Source organism: Pseudonocardia sp. ICBG1034, from assembly GCF_020131375.1.
Taxonomy (GTDB): Bacteria; Actinomycetota; Actinomycetes; order Mycobacteriales; family Pseudonocardiaceae; genus Pseudonocardia; species Pseudonocardia alni.
This window is the reverse complement of the sequence record NZ_JAHLEK010000015.1, coordinates 736,309-752,208: the sequence shown is the minus strand read 5'-3', so window position 1 is coordinate 752,208 and position 15,900 is coordinate 736,309. Positions and strand designations below refer to the sequence as shown.

Sequence of the window (15,900 nt, the reverse complement as noted above, 5' to 3'; positions counted from 1 at the left end):
GTCCACCCACCGGGCGGACCGCCCTTCGGTGTCTCCGGTCACGTCCGGGTCGGCGACGGGTGCCGTCGCGGCCCGGGATCAGACCGGGAAGCCGTCGGCGACGGCCGCCGCCAGCTCCAGCAACGCCGTCCGGGTCGTCTCCTCCAGGCGCTCCAGGTCGATCTCCGCGCCCTCCTCCAGGTGCGGGTCGAACGGCACCTTGACCACGGCCCGGCACCGTCCCGAGAAGTGCTCGGCGACGCGGTCGAGGTCCACCCCGCCACCGGCACGCCGGTAGACGGTGTTGATGACGACGACGGCGTTGCGGACCAGCGCCCCGTAGCCGTGGGCGTCGAGCCAGTCCAGGGTCGCCGAGGCGCTGCGGGCGCCGTCGATCGAGCCCGACGACACGACGACGATCTGGTCGGCCATCCCCAGCACGCCGTACATCGCGGAGTGCATCAGGCCGGTACCGCAGTCGGTCAGGACCAGGTTGTAGAAGTGCTCCAGCAGGTCGACCGCGCGCCGGTAGTCGTCCTCGCTGAACGCCTCCGACACCGCAGGGTCCTGCTCGCTGGCGAGCACCTCGAGCCGGGACACGCCCTGCGAGGTGTAGGCGCGGACGTCGCTGTAGCGGCGGACCCGGTCGGCGTCGCGCAGCAGGTGGCGGACGGTCGCGGTGGTCTCCAGCGGGATCTTCTGGCTCAGCGTGCCGCGGTCGGGGTTGGCGTCGACGGCCACGACCCGGTCGCCGCGGTGCGACGCGAACGTCGCCCCGAGGGTCGCGGTGACCGTCGTCTTCCCGACCCCGCCCTTGAGGCTCAGCATCGCGATCTTGTGCGAGCTGATCAGCGGCCGGTTCGCGCGGGCCACCAGGTCGCGCCGGTGCAGCTCCGCGGGGCTCTCCCCCGGGTTCACCAGGCCGCCGGTGAGCACGTAGACCCAGCGACGCCACCCGCTCGTCGGCGGACGGCCCGCGCTGCCGTGCCCCGTGCGTGAGGGTGCGAGGTCCAGCCCGCCGTGCGGCTCGTCGCCGCGGCGGTGCTGCGCGGCCCGGGCCTCGATCGCCTCGGGGGCCGTCCAGCGGGGCCGCTTCACCCCCGTCTGCGGGCGGCCGCGCGGCGGGGTGAGGGTGCGCTGGGGCCCGGTCTCCGCGGACTCGTCGTCCCAGGCGGCGCGCCAGGGACGGTCCCCCTGGCGGGGGCGCCGGTCGTCGCGGGAGCGCTCCGTCCGGGGGGTGCCGGTCCGGGCCCCCCGGCCGGGGTCGCTGCCGGCTGTGGCGGGCCCGGCGACGGCGGCCCCGTCCTCCCGCGCGGTCACCGGGCGCCGTGCGGTCTCGGCGGGCCGTGCCGGCCCCGTGTTCCCGGAGCCCTCGCCCGGCGCCGGTTCCGGGGCCGGACCGGCGGAGGGCGGGTACCCGTCCCGCACCGCGCGGCCGCCGTGCCCCGCGGGCGCCGGACCCGCAGGATCCGTGGGCGCCGGAGCGGCGGGGTCGGAGTGCGGCGGATCGGCGGACACGGGCGCGTCGTCGTACCCGGCGGCCGCGGTGCGGCCCGGGGAGTCGTCCCGGGAGGCCGTGGCGCGGTCCGGGAGGTCCGGGCCCGCGGCGCCGCCGTCCGGCGGGTGCCCGGGGGCCGTGGTGTCACCGTCCGCGGAGTGCCCGGGGGCCGCATCGCCGTCCGGGGGGTACCCGGCGGGCGTGTCGCGGTCCGCGGGGTACCCGGGAGTCGTGTCGCGGTCGCCGGTGTCGTCCGCCGCGCGGCCCGCGGACCGGTCGGCGCGCCAGATGAGGTCCGCGTCGGGGTCGTCGTCGGGCACCGCGGAGGCGGGCACGGCCCACCACGGCTCGGGGTCGGCACCCGCGGCGCGGTAGAGACCGGTGTCGTCGGGGCCGTGGTCCTGCACGGCCGGGTCCGGGGCGGCGTCGTCGCGGCGGTGCCGGGGGTCGCCCGCGGAGGCCGGGGCGGGCTCGTCGTCGGGGTCGGCGACGGTCGCGGCGCCGGAGGAGGCCGGGCGCGGGGTCTCGCGCAGGGCGGACAGGTCCATCCCGTGCGGCGGGGTGGACGGGTCGATCTCGTCGACCAGGTCGTCGTCGATCTCGGGCAGCTCGCTGCCCCACGCCGAGCCCGCCGGCGGGGTCTGCGTCCCGATGGCCGCGCGGCCCGGGGCGGGCGCCGACGCGGCGCGTTCGGCGGCCGACGGGGTCCGCGGCGGCGTGGCACCGGCGTCGGGGACCGGCTCCGCAGCGTCGTCACCGCCGGCCCGCCTGCGCCGTCCGAAGGACCGGCCGGGGGACTCCGTCGTGGCCCAGCGCTCCCGCACGTAGCGGCCCACCGAACCGTCGGGCTGCTCGCCGGAACCGTTCTCACTCACGGGAAACGACGGTAGCCGCGCGGAACCCGGTGGTCGAGGCGCCTCACACCCCCGCGTACGAGTGCAGTCCGGCCACCACCATGTTGATGAAGAACAGGTTGAACACGATCGTGGCGAAGCCGGCCGTGTTGATCCAGGCCGCGGCGCCGGAGTTCTTCCACCCCGCGGTGGCCCGGGCGTGCAGGTAGGCGGCGTAGAGCACCCACGCGACGAAGGCCACGGTCTCCTTCGGGTCCCAGCCCCAGAACCGGCCCCAGGCCGCCTCGGCCCACACCGCGCCGGTGATGATGCCGAAGGTGTAGAGCGGGAACGCGAGCACCGTCACGCGGTACGCCAGCCGGTCGAGCGACTCCGCCGACGGCAGCTTCGCGGCCCACGACGCCGGCTTCCCGTTCCGCTTGACCAGGAACAGCAGGCTCGCCACACCGGGCACGAGCAGCAGGCCCGACGCCAGCGTGATCGTCGTGACGTGGATGATGATCCAGTACGACTGCAGGGCCGGGACGACCGGCGCCGCGTCGAGGTAGAGCACGGTGCCGGTGACGAACATGAGCAGCACGACCGGCGTCAGCACGAACACCCCGGCCGGGCGCAGACCCGGGTGCCGGCGCACGAGCACCAGCCACGCCCCGACGGCCATCAGGCACAGCGCCGAGGTGAACTCGTACATGTTGCCCAGCGGCCACCGGTAGGCGGCGAAGCCGCGCAGCACGATCGACCCGAGGTGGGTCAGGGCCGCCAGCACCATCAGCGAGATGCCGATCCGGCCGTAGCGGTCGGCACGGGAGCGGCGGCCGTCGTCGGACGGGGGCTCCTCGGGCGCCGTGACCGCCGTGGACCCGGCCCCCACCGGGGCGGGCTCCTCGTGCCGGACCGCGGCCCGCGCGACGCGCCGGGCCGCGTACTCCAGCGACGCGAACACCAGGGCCAGCAGCAGCACGACGAGCGTCGCCTGGAACAGGCGGTCGCTCCACATCGCGGTGGTCGGGTCGACGAGCATCTGGGGTTAACCGTCCTTCTTGTCCGTCGGGTCGAGCAGCTCGGTCGCGAGCCGGTCGAACTCCTCGCCGTAGCCTGCCCGGTCGGTCCGGGCCAGACCACCGAGGGCGATGTGACCGCCCCCGCCGTCGCGCGGGGACACCCGCACCCAGAACCGGCGACGCGTGACCGACAGCGACAGCGCGAGGCCGCCGACCATCAGCACCGCCGCGGCCAGCACCCAGGACTGGCCGGGGTCGTGGCCCACCTGCAGGTTCACCCACGGGGTGACGCCGTCGAACCGGACGACCGTGCCGTCCGGCAGCCGGGTGGTGTCGCCGATCCCGAGCCGCGCCGTCGCGACGGAGCGCAGCTCGCCGTCGTCGATCTTGCCCTGGTCGACGCTGAAGATCGACTGGCCGCGGCCGTCGTCGATGCCGAGGTCACCGAGGAGCACGTCGACGTCGGCGGTCGGCGAGCGCAGGTCCGGGTGCACCGACACCAGCTTGCCCTCGGGGTCGACCGCGCCGGTCGGTGCGAACGTCCCGGTGACGGCGAGCTGCGTGGTGCGCCGCTGCTCCGGGTCGGTGATGCCGGGGCGCTCGAACTTCGTCGCCCCCTCCGACAGCTGAGTGCCGGACTGGTCGACCGGGCGCCACTGCACCTCACCGGTGCGGCTCTGCCCGTCCGGCCAGGTCACCGTGAACTCCGGTGCGTAGCCGTAGCCGGTCAGGTAGACGCGGTCGCCGTCGGTGCGCAGCGGGTGGTTGACCGCGATCTCGTCGGGGCGCCAGGTGCTGACGCCGTCGCGGACGTCCTGCCCGGTCTGGAACCCGACCGAGGCGCCGAAGGTCGACGGCTGGCCGTTCGGCAGCCAGGTGCCGTCGAACCGGTCGACCTTCACGCAGAAGTCGTTGAGGTCGGTGCCGTCGACGCGCAGCCCGGCGCGGAAGCTGTCGTAGCCGAGGATGGAGCTGTTGCAGAACTCGCTGCCGTCGGCGCGGACGATGACGTCGCCCTCGTAGCCGTACATCTTGCCGCCGGCCAGGCCGAGCAGGATGCCGATCAGGCTGAGGTGGAAGACGAGGTTGCCGGTCTCGCGCAGGAACCCCTTCTCCGCCGAGATCGTGCGGGAGCCGTCGTCCTCGCTGCGCTCCACGGTGCGCCAGCCGCGCAGCAGCCGCCGCGCCCTGGCCAGCTCGTCGTCGACGCCCGCGGTCGTGTCGCCCTCGGCGTGGTGCGGCAGCCGTGCCAGGTTGCGCGGGGTCATGACCGGGGGCTGGCGGATCGAGCGCAGGTACTCGCCGGTGCGCGGGAACACGCAGCCGACCAGCGAGATCATCAGCAGCAGGTAGATGGCGGCGAACCACGGGCTCGCGAACACCTCGAACCCGCCGACCGCCTCGATCACCGGCGCGACGGCGGGGTTGTCGCGGTAGAAGTCCTCGACGAGGAACGCGTTCAGCGACCGCTGCGGCAGCAGCGCCCCGGGCATCGCGGCCAGCGCGAGGAGGAACAGCAGGACCAGCGCGGTGCGCATGCTGGTCAGCCCGCGCCAGGTGTTGCGCAGGAACGCCAGCGCGCGGGCGAACGGCCCGGGCCGCGGCGACGACGGGGGCACGCCGTCCGGTGTCGACACGGACGGCTGCGGCGGGGCGTCGGGCGGGGAGCTCATCAGATCGGCGGGGTGAATCCGGCGATCGACACCTGCAGCTTGACCAGCCACTGGGACCACAGACCGGAGACCAGCAGCGCTCCGACCCCGACCAGCAGCACTCCCCCGGCGATCTGCACCGCCCGGGTGTGGCGGCGCAGCCAGCCCAGCGCGCGCACGGCCCGGGTCGCGCCCAGCGCGATCAGCACGAACGGGATCCCGAGCCCGGCGCAGTAGGCCAGGATCAGCACGATCCCGCGCACCGAGCCGCCCCCGGTACCGGCGGCGACGGCGACGACCCCGGCCAGCGTCGGACCGATGCAGGGCACCCAGCCCAGGCCGAAGACCGCACCCAGCAGCGGGGCGCCGGCGAGACCGGCCCGCGGCGTCCAGTGCGAGCGGTACTCCCGCTGCAGCGCGGGGATGGCACCGGCGAACGCCAGCCCCATCACGATCATCACGACGCCGCCGATGCGCTGGAGCAGCGCCTCGTTGTCGATGAGGACGTCGGACAGCCACACGACGCCGACCATGACCGCGCCGAACACGACGGTGAACCCGCCGACGAACAGCAGCGCGGCCCCGGCGACCCGCCAGCGGCCGTCGTCCCGGACCGGCGCGGCGGTCACGGCGGCGGCACCCGCGACGCCGTCCTGCACGCCGTCCTCGGGGGCGGTCGCGGTCCCGCCCCGGCGGGCGGCGGCGCGCTCGGTGGCCTCGGCCGGGGTGACCGGCGGGGACTGCGCGCCGACGAGCCCGGCGAGGTAGGCGAGGTAGCCGGGGACCAGCGGGACGACGCACGGCGACGCGAAGCTCACCAGCCCCGCGGCGACCGAGACCAGCACTGCGAGCAGCAGCGGCCCCGAGATCGCCAGCGTCGTCGTCGCGTCCATCGCATCCCAGGGTAGAAGCCCTGCTCGGGGTGCCGCGCGGCGGGTTCTACAGCGTGTAGTTCACCCGGCGGGGCGCGACCGCGCGGTCACCCGGGGTCAGCGGGACGAACCGGACCTCGGCTCGGCGGCGAGCCGGGTGATGAGCGGCAGCAGGTCCGAGCTGCCGACCGGGACCAGGAACACCGCGGCCACCCGGGCGTCGCGGTCGAGCACGATCGTCGAGGGCACGACGTTGCGCGGGTAGCCGTCGAGCCGGGCCAGGGTGCGGCCGGGCGCGTCGTAGATCGAGTCGTAGGTGATGCCGCGGTCGGTCACGAAGTCCAGGGCGGCCTGCCGGTCGTCGCGGACGTCGATCCCGAGGACGACGGCCTTGCCCCGGGCCGCCTCGGCCACGGCCTGCAGCTCGGGGGCCTCGGTCCGGCACGGGCCGCACCAGGAGCCCCAGATGTTGATGACCCGCACGGTGTCGGGGAAGTCGCCGATGCCGACCTGGGTGCCCTCGCGCAGCAGGCTCTCGCCGCGCAGGTCGGTGATCGGCTGACGGCTCTCCGGCGGGTCGTAGGTGATGCGCACCTGGCCGCCCGGGGCGACGAACTGGAAGTCCTGGCCGGGTCCCCCGCCCGCGGCGTCGCGGCCGACGCCGCACCCGGCGACGAGCAGCAGCAGCCCGAGCAGGGCGGGCAGCAGGCGTCTCATGCCCCGGTCACCATCGCGCCGCTCGGGCCGGCCGGCTCGGCGTAGCGCAGCCCGGTCATCCGGGTTCCGGTGAACTCGATGCTGGTCAGCGAGGCGAGCGCGCACTGGCGGCGGCGCGGGTCGTGCCAGAGCCGCTGCCCCGTGAGGTAGCGGCGCAGCGTCCAGATCGGCAGCTGGTGGGACACGCACACGACCTCGCGGCCGGGTGCGAGCGCCCGCGCGGCGTGCACGGCGCCGAGCATCCGGTGCGCGATCGCGAGGTACGGCTCGCCCCAGGACGGGGTGAACGGGTCGCGCAGCAGCCGCCACACCTGCGGGCGCTTGAGCGCGCCGTCGCCGACTCCGAACCGCTTGCCCTCGAAGAGGTTGCCGGACTCGATCAGGCCCTCCTCGGTGTAGATGTCGACGCCGTGGGCGTCCGCGATCGGGCGGGCGGTCTCCTGGGCGCGCTGCAGCGGCGACGCGACGACGGCGGCGACGTCGTTGCCGTCGAGGTACGCGGCGACGGTCTTGGCCTGGGCCCGGCCGTGGTCGGACAGGTGGTAGCCGGGGATGCGGCCGTAGAGGACGCCCTCGGGGTTGTGCACCTCGCCGTGGCGCAGCACGTGCACCACGGTCACCGGTCCCGACGCGGGCGGGCTGGTCCGGTCACCCATGCTCAGGCCCCGTCCGGACGGGTGGCGGCGGCCGCGGCCCGCGCGGCGGCGGCCAGGCCGGTCTCGATCCGCTCGAACGCCTCGTCGTCCAGCGCGGTGGAGACGAACCAGCCCTCGAAGGCGCTCGGGGGCAGGTAGACACCGTGGTCGAGCATCGCGTGGAAGAACGCCGGGTAGCGCCAGGTCTCGGCGGCCTTGGCCCCGGCGTAGCCGGTGACCGGGGTGTCGGTGAAGAACGGCGAGAACATCGTGCCCGCGTACTGCAGGGTGTGTGCGACGCCCTCCCGCTCCAGCGCCGCGGTGACCAGCGCGCCGACCCGGTCGGCGTGGGACTGCAGGGTGGCGTAGGCGGCGTCGTCGGCGTGGCGCAGCGTGGTGAGCCCGGCGGCGACGGCGACGGGGTTCCCGGCCAGCGTGCCCGCCTGGTAGACCGGCCCGGCCGGGGCCAGGTACGACATGTGCTGCGCCGACCCGCCGAACGCGGCCGCGGGCAGCCCGCCGGACATGACCTTGCCGAAGGTGTAGAGGTCGCCCGCGACGCCGTCGCAGCCGAACCAGCCCTGCCGCGACGCGCGGAACCCGGTCATCACCTCGTCGATCACCAGCAGCGCGCCGTGCGCGTGGCACAGGTCGCGCAGCCCGGCGTTGAAGCCCTCGACCGGCGGGACCACGCCCATGTTGCCCGCGGCGGCCTCGGTGATCACGCAGGCGATGTCGGCGCCGCGCTGCTCGAAGACCTGGTGGACGGCGTCGAGGTCGTTGTAGGGCAGCACCACGGTGTCGGCGGCCTGGGCGCCGGTGACGCCCGGGCTCGTCGGCAGGCCGAGGGTGGCGATCCCGGAGCCGGCGTCGGCGAGCAGCGCGTCGACGTGGCCGTGGTAGCAGCCGGAGAACTTCACGATCACCGTGCGGCCGGTGATCCCGCGGGCGAGCCGGATGGCGCTCATCGTCGCCTCGGTGCCCGAGTTGACCAGGCGGACCTGCTCGACCGGGGTCCGGTCGACGATCTCGGCGGCGAGGTCGATCTCGCCCGGGGTGGGGGTGCCGAACGACAGACCCTGCGACGCCGCGGACCGCACCGCCTCGACGACGGCCGGGTGCGCGTGCCCCAGGATCATCGGCCCCCAGGAGGAGACGAGGTCGACGTAGGTGGCGCCGTCGGCGTCGGTGAGGCGGCAGCCCTCACCCGAGACCATGAACCGCGGGGTGCCGCCGACCGAGTTGAACGCCCGCACCGGGGAGTTCACCCCGCCCGGGATCAGCTCGGTCGCCCGCTCGAACAGGCGGGCGGACTCCTTGGGTTCCGGGTTGCTCACGGCGGTCCCTGCGCTTCCGGTGCTCACGTCCCCAGTCTCGCAGCCGGTGTCAGGACCGGCTCGCGGCCCCGAGCTTGCGGGTGGCGTACCACTCCTTCGCCGGGCGCCCGAACAGCAGCGCGACCCCGGCGACGGACAGCGCCACGACGAGCACCGCGAACAGCGGGATCGTCGGCGCCATGAGCAGCAGGAGCGGGATCCCGTAGACGCCGGCCAGCACGGCCAGCGCGATCCGGGCGCCACCGGCCCCGAGGAACGCGACGACGGCGAGCGCGATCCACACCAGCGCCAGGACGAGGAAGACCCCGCCCATCACCCGCACGAACTGGGTGAGCTGGTCCATCGTCAGACCGGTCTGGGCCAGCGCGGCGTCGATGTCGGCACGCGGGAGTCCGGTGTCGTTGAGGACCGCGTCGTTGATCGTCGCGAACATCGCGCCGATCCCCATGACGACGAACGGCAGCGCCGCCGCGACCAGTGCGACCAGCGCGGTGACCACCTGACGCGGCCGGGCCGGACGTCCCTGCGGCCCGCTGCCGAGCCCCGCCGGGGGCGGCCCCCAGCCCGACGAGGCGTTCCACTGCGGGCCCTGCCCGGCCTGCTGCACGGACCCCGGCTGCGGCACGGCGCCCGGCTGTGCGGTGGTGCCCGGCTGTGCGGTGGTGCCCGGCTGTGCGGTGGTGCCCGGCTGTGCGGTGGTGCCCGGCTGCGGCGCAGGCGCGGCGGGTGCCTGCTGCGGGGCGGGCGGCGGTGTGGCGCCGCCGTGCCAGCCGTGGGGGTACGGGTTCTGCGGGTACTGCGGGTAGCGCCCCGTCGACGGCCCGGGCCGGTAGTACTGCGGGGCGTCGTGCTGTCCCGGGTTGCTGCTCACGACCTCCACCGTAGCCGGGCCGGTGTCCGGTTTGCCACGTTCGGCGGTACCCGGCGCCGCGATTCACCCCTCACGGAGCGACCGCCCGGCACCGCCCGGCGGGATCCGGCACCCGGCCGGCTCCCGCCGGGCCCTGCGTTGCCGTTCTTCCGGAACCGGGACGCGGCGTCGGGCCCGGGTCTCGTCGAGGCACAGGGAGTGCGGCGAATTCGCTTACCCGGTAAGCGAATTCGCAGACAGGTGACCCGGGGGTCGGCACCCGGCGCCCCTCTTCCCCGCGGAAACCCGTCACCGTGCGAACGGTCTCCGTGGACGCCGTCTCCGATGGGTGTGCCGCCGACCCGCCCAGCGTCCGCGCTGCGTACCGTCGGGGTGGAGGGCCGACCGGCCGAGCAGCGCCGGGCAGCCGAGCAGCGCCGGGTGAGTCCGGCCGGCGACGCGCCCGGGTGAGCGGGGTCAGCCCCGGTCGAGCCAGGTCGCGGCCTCGGTGGCCCAGTAGGTCAGGATCACGTCCGCACCGGCGCGGCGGATCGAGGTCAGCGTCTCCATGATGGTCCGCTCTCGCTCGAGCCAGCCCCGGGCGACGGCGGCCTCGACCATCGCGTACTCACCGGAGATCTGGTACGCCGCGACGGGCACGTCGGCGACGTCGGCCACCCGGGCCAGGACGTCCAGGTAGGCCAGGGCGGGCTTGACCATCACCATGTCGGCGCCCTCGTCGAGGTCGAGCGCCAGCTCGCGCAGCGCCTCGCGGGCGTTGCCGCCGTCCTGCTGGTAGGTCTTGCGGTCGCCCCTGAGCTGCGAGTTCACCGCCTCGCGGAACGGGCCGTAGAACGCCGAGGCGTACTTGACGGTGTAGGCGAGGATGCCGGTGTCGGTGAACCCGGCCTCGTCGAGCGCGGTGCGGATGACGCCGACCTGGCCGTCCATCATCCCGCTGGGGCCGACCAGGTGGGCGCCCGCGCGGGCCTGCTCCACGCCCATCCGGGCGTAGATCTCCAGCGTCGCGTCGTTGTCGACGCCGCCGTCGGCGTCCAGCACGCCGCAGTGCCCGTGGTCGGTGAACTCGTCGAGGCACAGGTCGGACATGACGACCAGCTCGTCACCGACCTCCGAGCGCACGTCGCGCAGGCCGACGTTGAGGATCCCGTCCGGGTCGACGGCGCCGGAGCCGGTCGCGTCGTGGTGCTCGGGGACCCCGAACAGCATCACGCCGCCGACGCCCGCGGCCGCCGCCTCCGCGACCGCCTTGCGCAGCGAGTCGCGGGTGTGCTGGACGACCCCCGGCATCGACCCGATCGGGACCGGCTCCGTCGCGCCCTCACGGACGAACATCGGCAGCACCAGCTGCCGCGGACGGACCTCGGTCTCGGAGACCAGCCGCCGCATCGCGGGGGTGGTCCGCAACCGTCGGGGACGCTGCGCCGGGAAACCCATGCGGACCAGGCTACGACCGCCCCGGACACACGTCGGCCCCGCACCACCTCGGAAGGCGGGACGGGGCCCGACGGGAGCAGCTCGGCGGCTCCGCTCGGCGGCGGTGCCGGTGCGCCCTTCGCTCCGCTCAGCGGCGGCGCGCCTTCACCTTCTTCGGCGGCGGCAGGTTGCCCTCGGCGCGCAGCTTCGCGGTGTGGCTGGCCAGCGCGTCGACCAGGGTCGGGACGCGGGCCTCCTCCGGCTGCACGTCGACCCGCAGGCCGAACTCGCGCGCGGTCTCCGCGGTGGCCGGACCGATGCAGGCGACCAGGGTTCGGGCGTGCGGCTTACCGGCGATGCCGACCAGGTTCCGCACCGTCGACGACGAGGTGAAGCACACCGCGTCGAAGCCGCCGGTCTTGATCGCCTCACGGATCGGCGCGGGCGGCGGGGCGGCCCGGACGGTCCGGTACGCCGTCACGTCGTCGACCTCCCAGCCGCGCTCCTGCAGCCCGGCCGACAGCGTCTCCGTGGCGATGTCGGCGCGCGGGAGCAGCACCCGGTCGACCGGGTCGAGCACGTCGTCGTGCGGCGGGAAGATGTCCAGCAGGCCCTCGGACGTCGAGGACTGGGCCTCGTCGATGTCCGGGACGAGCTCGGGCTCGATACCGAACTCGCGGACCTTCTCCGCGGTCGAGCGGCCGACGCAGGCGATCTTCACACCGGAGAAGGCGCGGGCGTCGAGGCCGAACTCACCGAACTTCTCCCAGACGGCCTTGACCGCGTTGGTCGAGGTGAACACGACCCACTGGTAGCGGCCGTCGACGAGACCCTTGACCGAGCGCTCCATCTGCGCGGGCGACCGGGGCGGCTCGACGGCGATCGTCGGCACCTCCTCCGGGATGGCGCCGTGCATCCGCAGCCGCTCGCTCATCACGCCGGCCTGGTCCTTGGTGCGCGGCACCAGGACCCGCCAGCCGTAGAGCGCGCGCGACTCCCACCAGGACAGCTCGCCGCGACGACCGGCGGCCTCGCCGACGGTCAGGACGAGCGCGCCCTCGAGGTCACCGCCGTCGGCGGCGATCCGCCCGACCGACGACGAGATGGTCCGCTGGGTGGAGGTGGTGCCACCCGCGGTGATCGCGACCGGCGTCTCGTCCGGGACGCCCTGGGCGGTCAGCCCGGCGGCGACGTCGCCGAGCAGCGCGCTCGTCGCGTGCAGCACGACCGGGCCCGGGCTCGCGGCCAGCGCGGCCCAGTCGACGCCCGCGCGGACGTCGGCCTCGACGTGCGCCGACCCGAGCGCGACACCGGCGTAGGCCGGGACCGCGGTCGAGGACGGGACGCCGGGGACGACGTCGAACGGCGTGCCCGAGGCGGACACGGCCATCGCCTCGGCGACGACGGCGTCGTTGGTCAGCGGGTCACCGGAGACCAGCCGGGCCACCGAGCGGCCCTGGCCCGCCTCGGTGAGCAGGTCGCTCGCGATGTCGGCGGGCTGGCCGACGGCCGGGCGCACCTCGGCGCCGTCGGCGGCCAGGGCGAGGATGCCCTCCGGCACGTCCGGGTCGGTGATGACCAGCGGCGAGCCGGCGAGCACGTCCCGGGCGCGCACGGTGAGCAGCGCCGGGTCCCCCGGTCCGCTGCCCACGAAGGCGATCCGCCCTGAGGGGTTGGCAGGTCCTGTCATTGAAGAAACTCCCGAATCAGCGGTTGGCGGGACCACCGGGACCTGCGGGGGGCAGGTCCTCGGCTCCCAGGTCGAGAAGCTCGAGGGCGACCGCGGCCCCGATCTTCTCTGCGTCGTCCATGTCTCCGGTGGCGGAGGCGCGCACCACGTCGCCCCCCGCGATGTCCCCGATCCCCAGCGCGCCGCGCAGCGACAGGCGGTCGACCGCCCGGCCGTCGTCGTCGAGGTCGGAGACGACCTCGGCGAGCGCCCCGACGGGGGTGTCGCACCGGGCGTCCAGCCCGGCCAGCACCGCGCGCTCGGCGGTGACGGCGAGGTGGACGCCCGCGTCGTCGAGCACCGCGTGCAGCGCCGCGACGAGGTCGGTGTCGGCGGAGCGGCACTCGATCGCCAGCGCACCCTGGGCGGGCGCGGGCAGCATCTGCAGGGGGTCGATCAGCTCGTCCGCCTCGTCGACGCGGCCCAGCCTGCGCAGCCCGGCGGCGGCCACGACCACCGCGTCCAGCTCGCCCGACCGCACCTTCCCGATCCGGGTGTCCACGTTGCCGCGGATCGGCAGCACCTCCAGGCCCTGGCCGAGCGCGTGCAGCTGCACGGTCCGGCGCGGGGAGCCCGTCCCGACCCGGGCACCACGACCCAGCTCGCCGAGCACGCGACCGCCGGTGACCAGCGCGTCGCGGACGTCTTCGCGCTCCGGGACCGCCGCGATCGTGAGCCCGTCGGGCTGTGCGCTCGGCAGGTCCTTGTACGAGTGCACCGCGACGTCGATCTCGCCGGCGTAGAGCGCGTCGCGCAGCTGCGAGACGAACACCCCCACCCCGAGCTGCGGGATCGGCGCGGCCGAGCGGTCACCGCTGGTCGAGATGGTGACCAGCTCGCACGGGTGCCCGGCGGCGATCAGCCGGTCGGCGACGGTGGTGGACTGGGCGACCGCCAGCTTCGACGGCCGGGTGCCGATCTTCAGGACGCTCACGGGATCTGCTCCGGGGGACGGGACCCGATCGACGGCGTGGGGCCGAGCGGGGCGTTCAGGGCTGCGGTCACATCGCCGCCGTCGACGCTCGCGTCGGCGCCCCGGACCGGGGCGGCGACCGCGGCGGCGGCCTGCGGGTCGAGCTCGAACAGGGTGCGCAGCGCCGCGGCGTAGCTGTCCCCGTCCGGCCCCTCGGCCAGGCGCTTCACCTGGACCGTGGGGGTGTGCAGCAGCTTGTCGACGACCCGGCGCACGGTCCGCGAGAGCTCCTCGCGGACCCGGGTGTCGAGGTCGGGCAGCCGCGAGTCGAGGCGAAGCAGCTCGGCGTCGACGACCTCCGAGGCGCGCCGGCGCAGCGCGGTGACCGTCGGGGTGACCTCGGCCGAACGCTGCCCGGCCAGGTACTGCTGGGCCTCGGCGTCGACCATCGTCTGCGCCGCGGCGACGGAACCGCCGTCGGCGACGTCGAGCAGCCGGCGCTGCAGGGTGATCAGGTCGACCATGCGGACACCGGTCAGCTCGGCGACCGCCGGGTCGACGTCACGCGGCAGGCCCAGGTCGCACACGACCAGGGGCGCGGTCCGCCCGGCCAGCGCCTCGGCGACCGGCCCGACCTCCACGACGTGGCCGATCGCCCCGGTGCAGGCCAGCATCAGGTCCGCGTCGCGCAGCTCGGTGGCCAGGTCGTCCATCGCCGCGTAGCGGGCGGTGGTGCCCGGGTCGGCGTGCTCCAGGATCTTCTCGACGAGCCGCTCGCCGCGCTCGGCGGAGCGGTTCAGCACGACGATCTCGCCCGCCCCGGCCCGGCGCAGGTGGGCCGCGGCCAGTGCGCCCATCGCCCCCGCCCCGACGATGACGGCGCGGCGCCCGGCCAGGCCGTCGCCGCCGAGCTCGCGGTCGGCGTCGCGCAGGGCTTCCGACACCACCGAGGCGCCCGCCTCGTCGATGCCGGTCCCGGCGTGCACCCGCTTGCCGACGCGCAGTGCCTGCTGCACCAGCTCGTGCAGGACCTTGCCGACGGCGCCCGCGGCGTCGGCGGCCGCGTAGGCGCCGCGCAGCTGGCCGAGGATCTGCGACTCGCCGACCACCATCGAGTCCAGGCCCGCCGCCAGCGCGAACAGGTGCTGGACCGCGGAGCCCGCGTAGTGCACGAACAGGTGCTCGGACAGCTCGCCGATGGGGAACCCGGCGTGGGTGCCGAGGACGTCGGTGACGTCGCCGAGGCCGCCGTGGAACGCGTCCACGACCGCGCAGATCTCGATCCGGTTGCACGTGGAGAGGACGACCGCCTCCTCGACGTGCGTGCGGTCGAGCATCTCCTCGAGAAGCTTGGGCACCTCACCCGGAGCGACCGCGAGGCGCTCCAGCACCTCGACCGGCGCGCTGCGGTGCGACAGGCCGACCACGAGGACGCTCATGGCTCTACGACACCACCGATTCGTTCGTCTTGTCCGTCACCGCGGCGGCACCGGTGTGCCGTCGCGCCACGTGGAACGCGAGGACCTGCAGCTCGACCGACAGGTCCACCTTGCGGACCTCGACGTCGTCCGGGACCGTCAGCAGCACCGGAGCGAAGTTGAGGATGGACTGCACACCGGCCGCCACGAGCAGGTCGCAGACCTTCTGGGCCGCCGGGCCCGGCGTCGCGATCATCCCGATGGTGACGCCGCCACCGGCGCACACCTCGGGGATCTCGCGCACGTGCCGCACCCGGATGCCGTTGATCTCGCTGCCGACGAGGTCGTCGTCGACGTCGAACAGGGTGCTGACCGGGAAGCCGCGGCCGGCGAAGCCGGTGTAGCCGGCCAGGGCGTGACCCAGGTTGCCGACGCCGACCAGCGCGACCGACTGCCGGTGGTCCATGCCCAGCTCGCCCTGCAGCCGTCCCTGCAGCGAGGTGACGTCGTAGCCGACGCCGCGCACGCCGTAGGAACCCAGGTAGGACAGGTCCTTGCGGAGCTTGGCCGAGTTGACCCCGGAGGCACCGGCGAGCTCCTCGGACGACACCGTCTCGACCCCGGCCTCGCGCAGCTCGCCGAGCACCCGCAGGTACACAGCGAGCCGGGACACGGTGGCCTCCGGCACCGGGCGCGCGGGACGCTCGCCGGTGCCGTCGGGCGCGGCGGCACCGGACTCGGGCGGCAGGGTCACGGGCCGTCCTCCTCGGGTGTCGGTCGCGGGCGGCCGGGTCCCGGTGCCCGCTCCCGCCCGCGGGGGCTTGATCCGCGGGCGGTCGGTCATCGAGACTGGGCGTGCTCCGGTCGGGGGTGTGCAGGTGCCGGTCGCCGGCGCGCTCGCGGCACGCCCGCGAACCGGCCGGACGGGCCGGTCGGGCTGCGGACGGACGAGGCCCGGCGTTCTCGGCGCCGCGGAGGCACCGTGCCACCGGGTCCGGCGACGGGGAC

Annotated in this window: 13 protein-coding genes; all 13 read right to left on the bottom strand. The window is 75.1% G+C overall.

Annotated elements, in window-relative coordinates:
- Nucleotides 1-78 precede the first annotated feature (78 nt).
- The 13 genes from KPF22_RS33570 to KPF22_RS05110 all read right to left on the bottom strand — a co-directional run bounded on the left by KPF22_RS33570 (nucleotide 79) and on the right by KPF22_RS05110 (nucleotide 15,646).
- A complete protein-coding gene (locus KPF22_RS33570) occupies nucleotides 79-2,352 on the bottom strand; it encodes an AAA family ATPase (protein WP_374107461.1) in 2,274 nt (757 codons plus the stop codon).
- 43 nt (nucleotides 2,353-2,395) lie between these two features.
- Complete coding sequence (gene ccsB, locus KPF22_RS05165; protein WP_224401378.1) at nucleotides 2,396-3,352, bottom strand: c-type cytochrome biogenesis protein CcsB; 957 nt, start codon at nucleotides 3,350-3,352, stop codon at nucleotides 2,396-2,398.
- Between the two features lie 6 nt (nucleotides 3,353-3,358).
- Nucleotides 3,359-5,005 carry a cytochrome c biogenesis protein ResB gene (locus KPF22_RS05160; protein ID WP_224401377.1) on the bottom strand — a complete coding sequence of 549 codons (1,647 nt, stop codon included), beginning with the start codon at nucleotides 5,003-5,005 and terminating at the stop codon, nucleotides 3,359-3,361.
- Nucleotides 5,005-5,877, bottom strand: coding sequence for a cytochrome c biogenesis CcdA family protein (locus KPF22_RS05155; protein ID WP_224401376.1), 873 nt, complete (start codon nucleotides 5,875-5,877; stop codon nucleotides 5,005-5,007). Before KPF22_RS05155 ends, KPF22_RS05160 begins: the two co-directional genes overlap by 1 nt.
- 96 nt (nucleotides 5,878-5,973) lie before the next feature.
- Nucleotides 5,974-6,573: a TlpA disulfide reductase family protein gene (locus tag KPF22_RS05150; protein WP_062398027.1), complete on the bottom strand. Its 600-nt coding sequence runs from the start codon at nucleotides 6,571-6,573 to the stop codon at nucleotides 5,974-5,976.
- A complete protein-coding gene (locus tag KPF22_RS05145; RefSeq protein ID WP_224401375.1) occupies nucleotides 6,570-7,229 on the bottom strand; it encodes a histidine phosphatase family protein in 660 nt (219 codons plus the stop codon). The genes KPF22_RS05150 and KPF22_RS05145 overlap by 4 nt, the downstream gene beginning before the upstream one ends.
- Before the next feature lie 2 nt (nucleotides 7,230-7,231).
- Nucleotides 7,232-8,572, bottom strand: a complete 1,341-nt coding sequence (gene hemL / locus KPF22_RS05140) for a glutamate-1-semialdehyde 2,1-aminomutase (RefSeq protein ID WP_374107460.1) — start codon at nucleotides 8,570-8,572, stop codon at nucleotides 7,232-7,234.
- Between the two features lie 22 nt (nucleotides 8,573-8,594).
- Nucleotides 8,595-9,416: a hypothetical protein gene (locus KPF22_RS05135; RefSeq protein ID WP_224401374.1), complete on the bottom strand. Its 822-nt coding sequence runs from the start codon at nucleotides 9,414-9,416 to the stop codon at nucleotides 8,595-8,597.
- Nucleotides 9,417-9,872: 456 nt separating this feature from the next.
- A complete protein-coding gene (gene hemB / locus KPF22_RS05130; RefSeq protein ID WP_208818942.1) occupies nucleotides 9,873-10,853 on the bottom strand; it encodes a porphobilinogen synthase in 981 nt (326 codons plus the stop codon).
- 127 nt (nucleotides 10,854-10,980) lie between these two features.
- A complete protein-coding gene (locus tag KPF22_RS05125) occupies nucleotides 10,981-12,522 on the bottom strand; it encodes a bifunctional uroporphyrinogen-III C-methyltransferase/uroporphyrinogen-III synthase (protein WP_062398038.1) in 1,542 nt (513 codons plus the stop codon).
- A 16-nt stretch (nucleotides 12,523-12,538) separates the two neighbouring features.
- Entirely contained in the window at nucleotides 12,539-13,495 is a 957-nt protein-coding gene (hemC, locus tag KPF22_RS05120; RefSeq protein ID WP_224401373.1) for a hydroxymethylbilane synthase, read from the bottom strand.
- Complete coding sequence (locus KPF22_RS05115) at nucleotides 13,492-14,913, bottom strand: glutamyl-tRNA reductase (RefSeq protein ID WP_224401372.1); 1,422 nt, start codon at nucleotides 14,911-14,913, stop codon at nucleotides 13,492-13,494. Before KPF22_RS05115 ends, hemC begins: the two co-directional genes overlap by 4 nt.
- Nucleotides 14,914-14,917: 4 nt before the next feature.
- On the bottom strand, nucleotides 14,918-15,646 hold the full coding sequence (locus KPF22_RS05110) for a redox-sensing transcriptional repressor Rex (RefSeq protein WP_208818939.1): 729 nt from the start codon (nucleotides 15,644-15,646) through the stop codon (nucleotides 14,918-14,920).
- Nucleotides 15,647-15,900 lie beyond the last annotated feature (254 nt).

Bases quoted from the DNA above. Each gene is read 5' to 3' on its own strand.
- ccsB (WP_224401378.1), bottom strand. From the start codon at position 3,352: ATGCTCGTCGACCCGACCACCGCGATGTGGAGCGACCGCCTGTTCCAG.
- KPF22_RS05160 (WP_224401377.1), bottom strand. From the start codon at position 5,005: ATGAGCTCCCCGCCCGACGCCCCGCCGCAGCCGTCCGTGTCGACACCG.
- KPF22_RS05155 (WP_224401376.1), bottom strand. From the start codon at position 5,877: ATGGACGCGACGACGACGCTGGCGATCTCGGGGCCGCTGCTGCTCGCA.
- KPF22_RS05150 (WP_062398027.1), bottom strand. From the start codon at position 6,573: ATGAGACGCCTGCTGCCCGCCCTGCTCGGGCTGCTGCTGCTCGTCGCC.
- KPF22_RS05145 (WP_224401375.1), bottom strand. From the start codon at position 7,229: ATGGGTGACCGGACCAGCCCGCCCGCGTCGGGACCGGTGACCGTGGTG.
- hemB (WP_208818942.1), bottom strand. From the start codon at position 10,853: ATGGGTTTCCCGGCGCAGCGTCCCCGACGGTTGCGGACCACCCCCGCG.
- KPF22_RS05125 (WP_062398038.1), bottom strand. From the start codon at position 12,522: ATGACAGGACCTGCCAACCCCTCAGGGCGGATCGCCTTCGTGGGCAGC.
- KPF22_RS05115 (WP_224401372.1), bottom strand. From the start codon at position 14,913: ATGAGCGTCCTCGTGGTCGGCCTGTCGCACCGCAGCGCGCCGGTCGAG.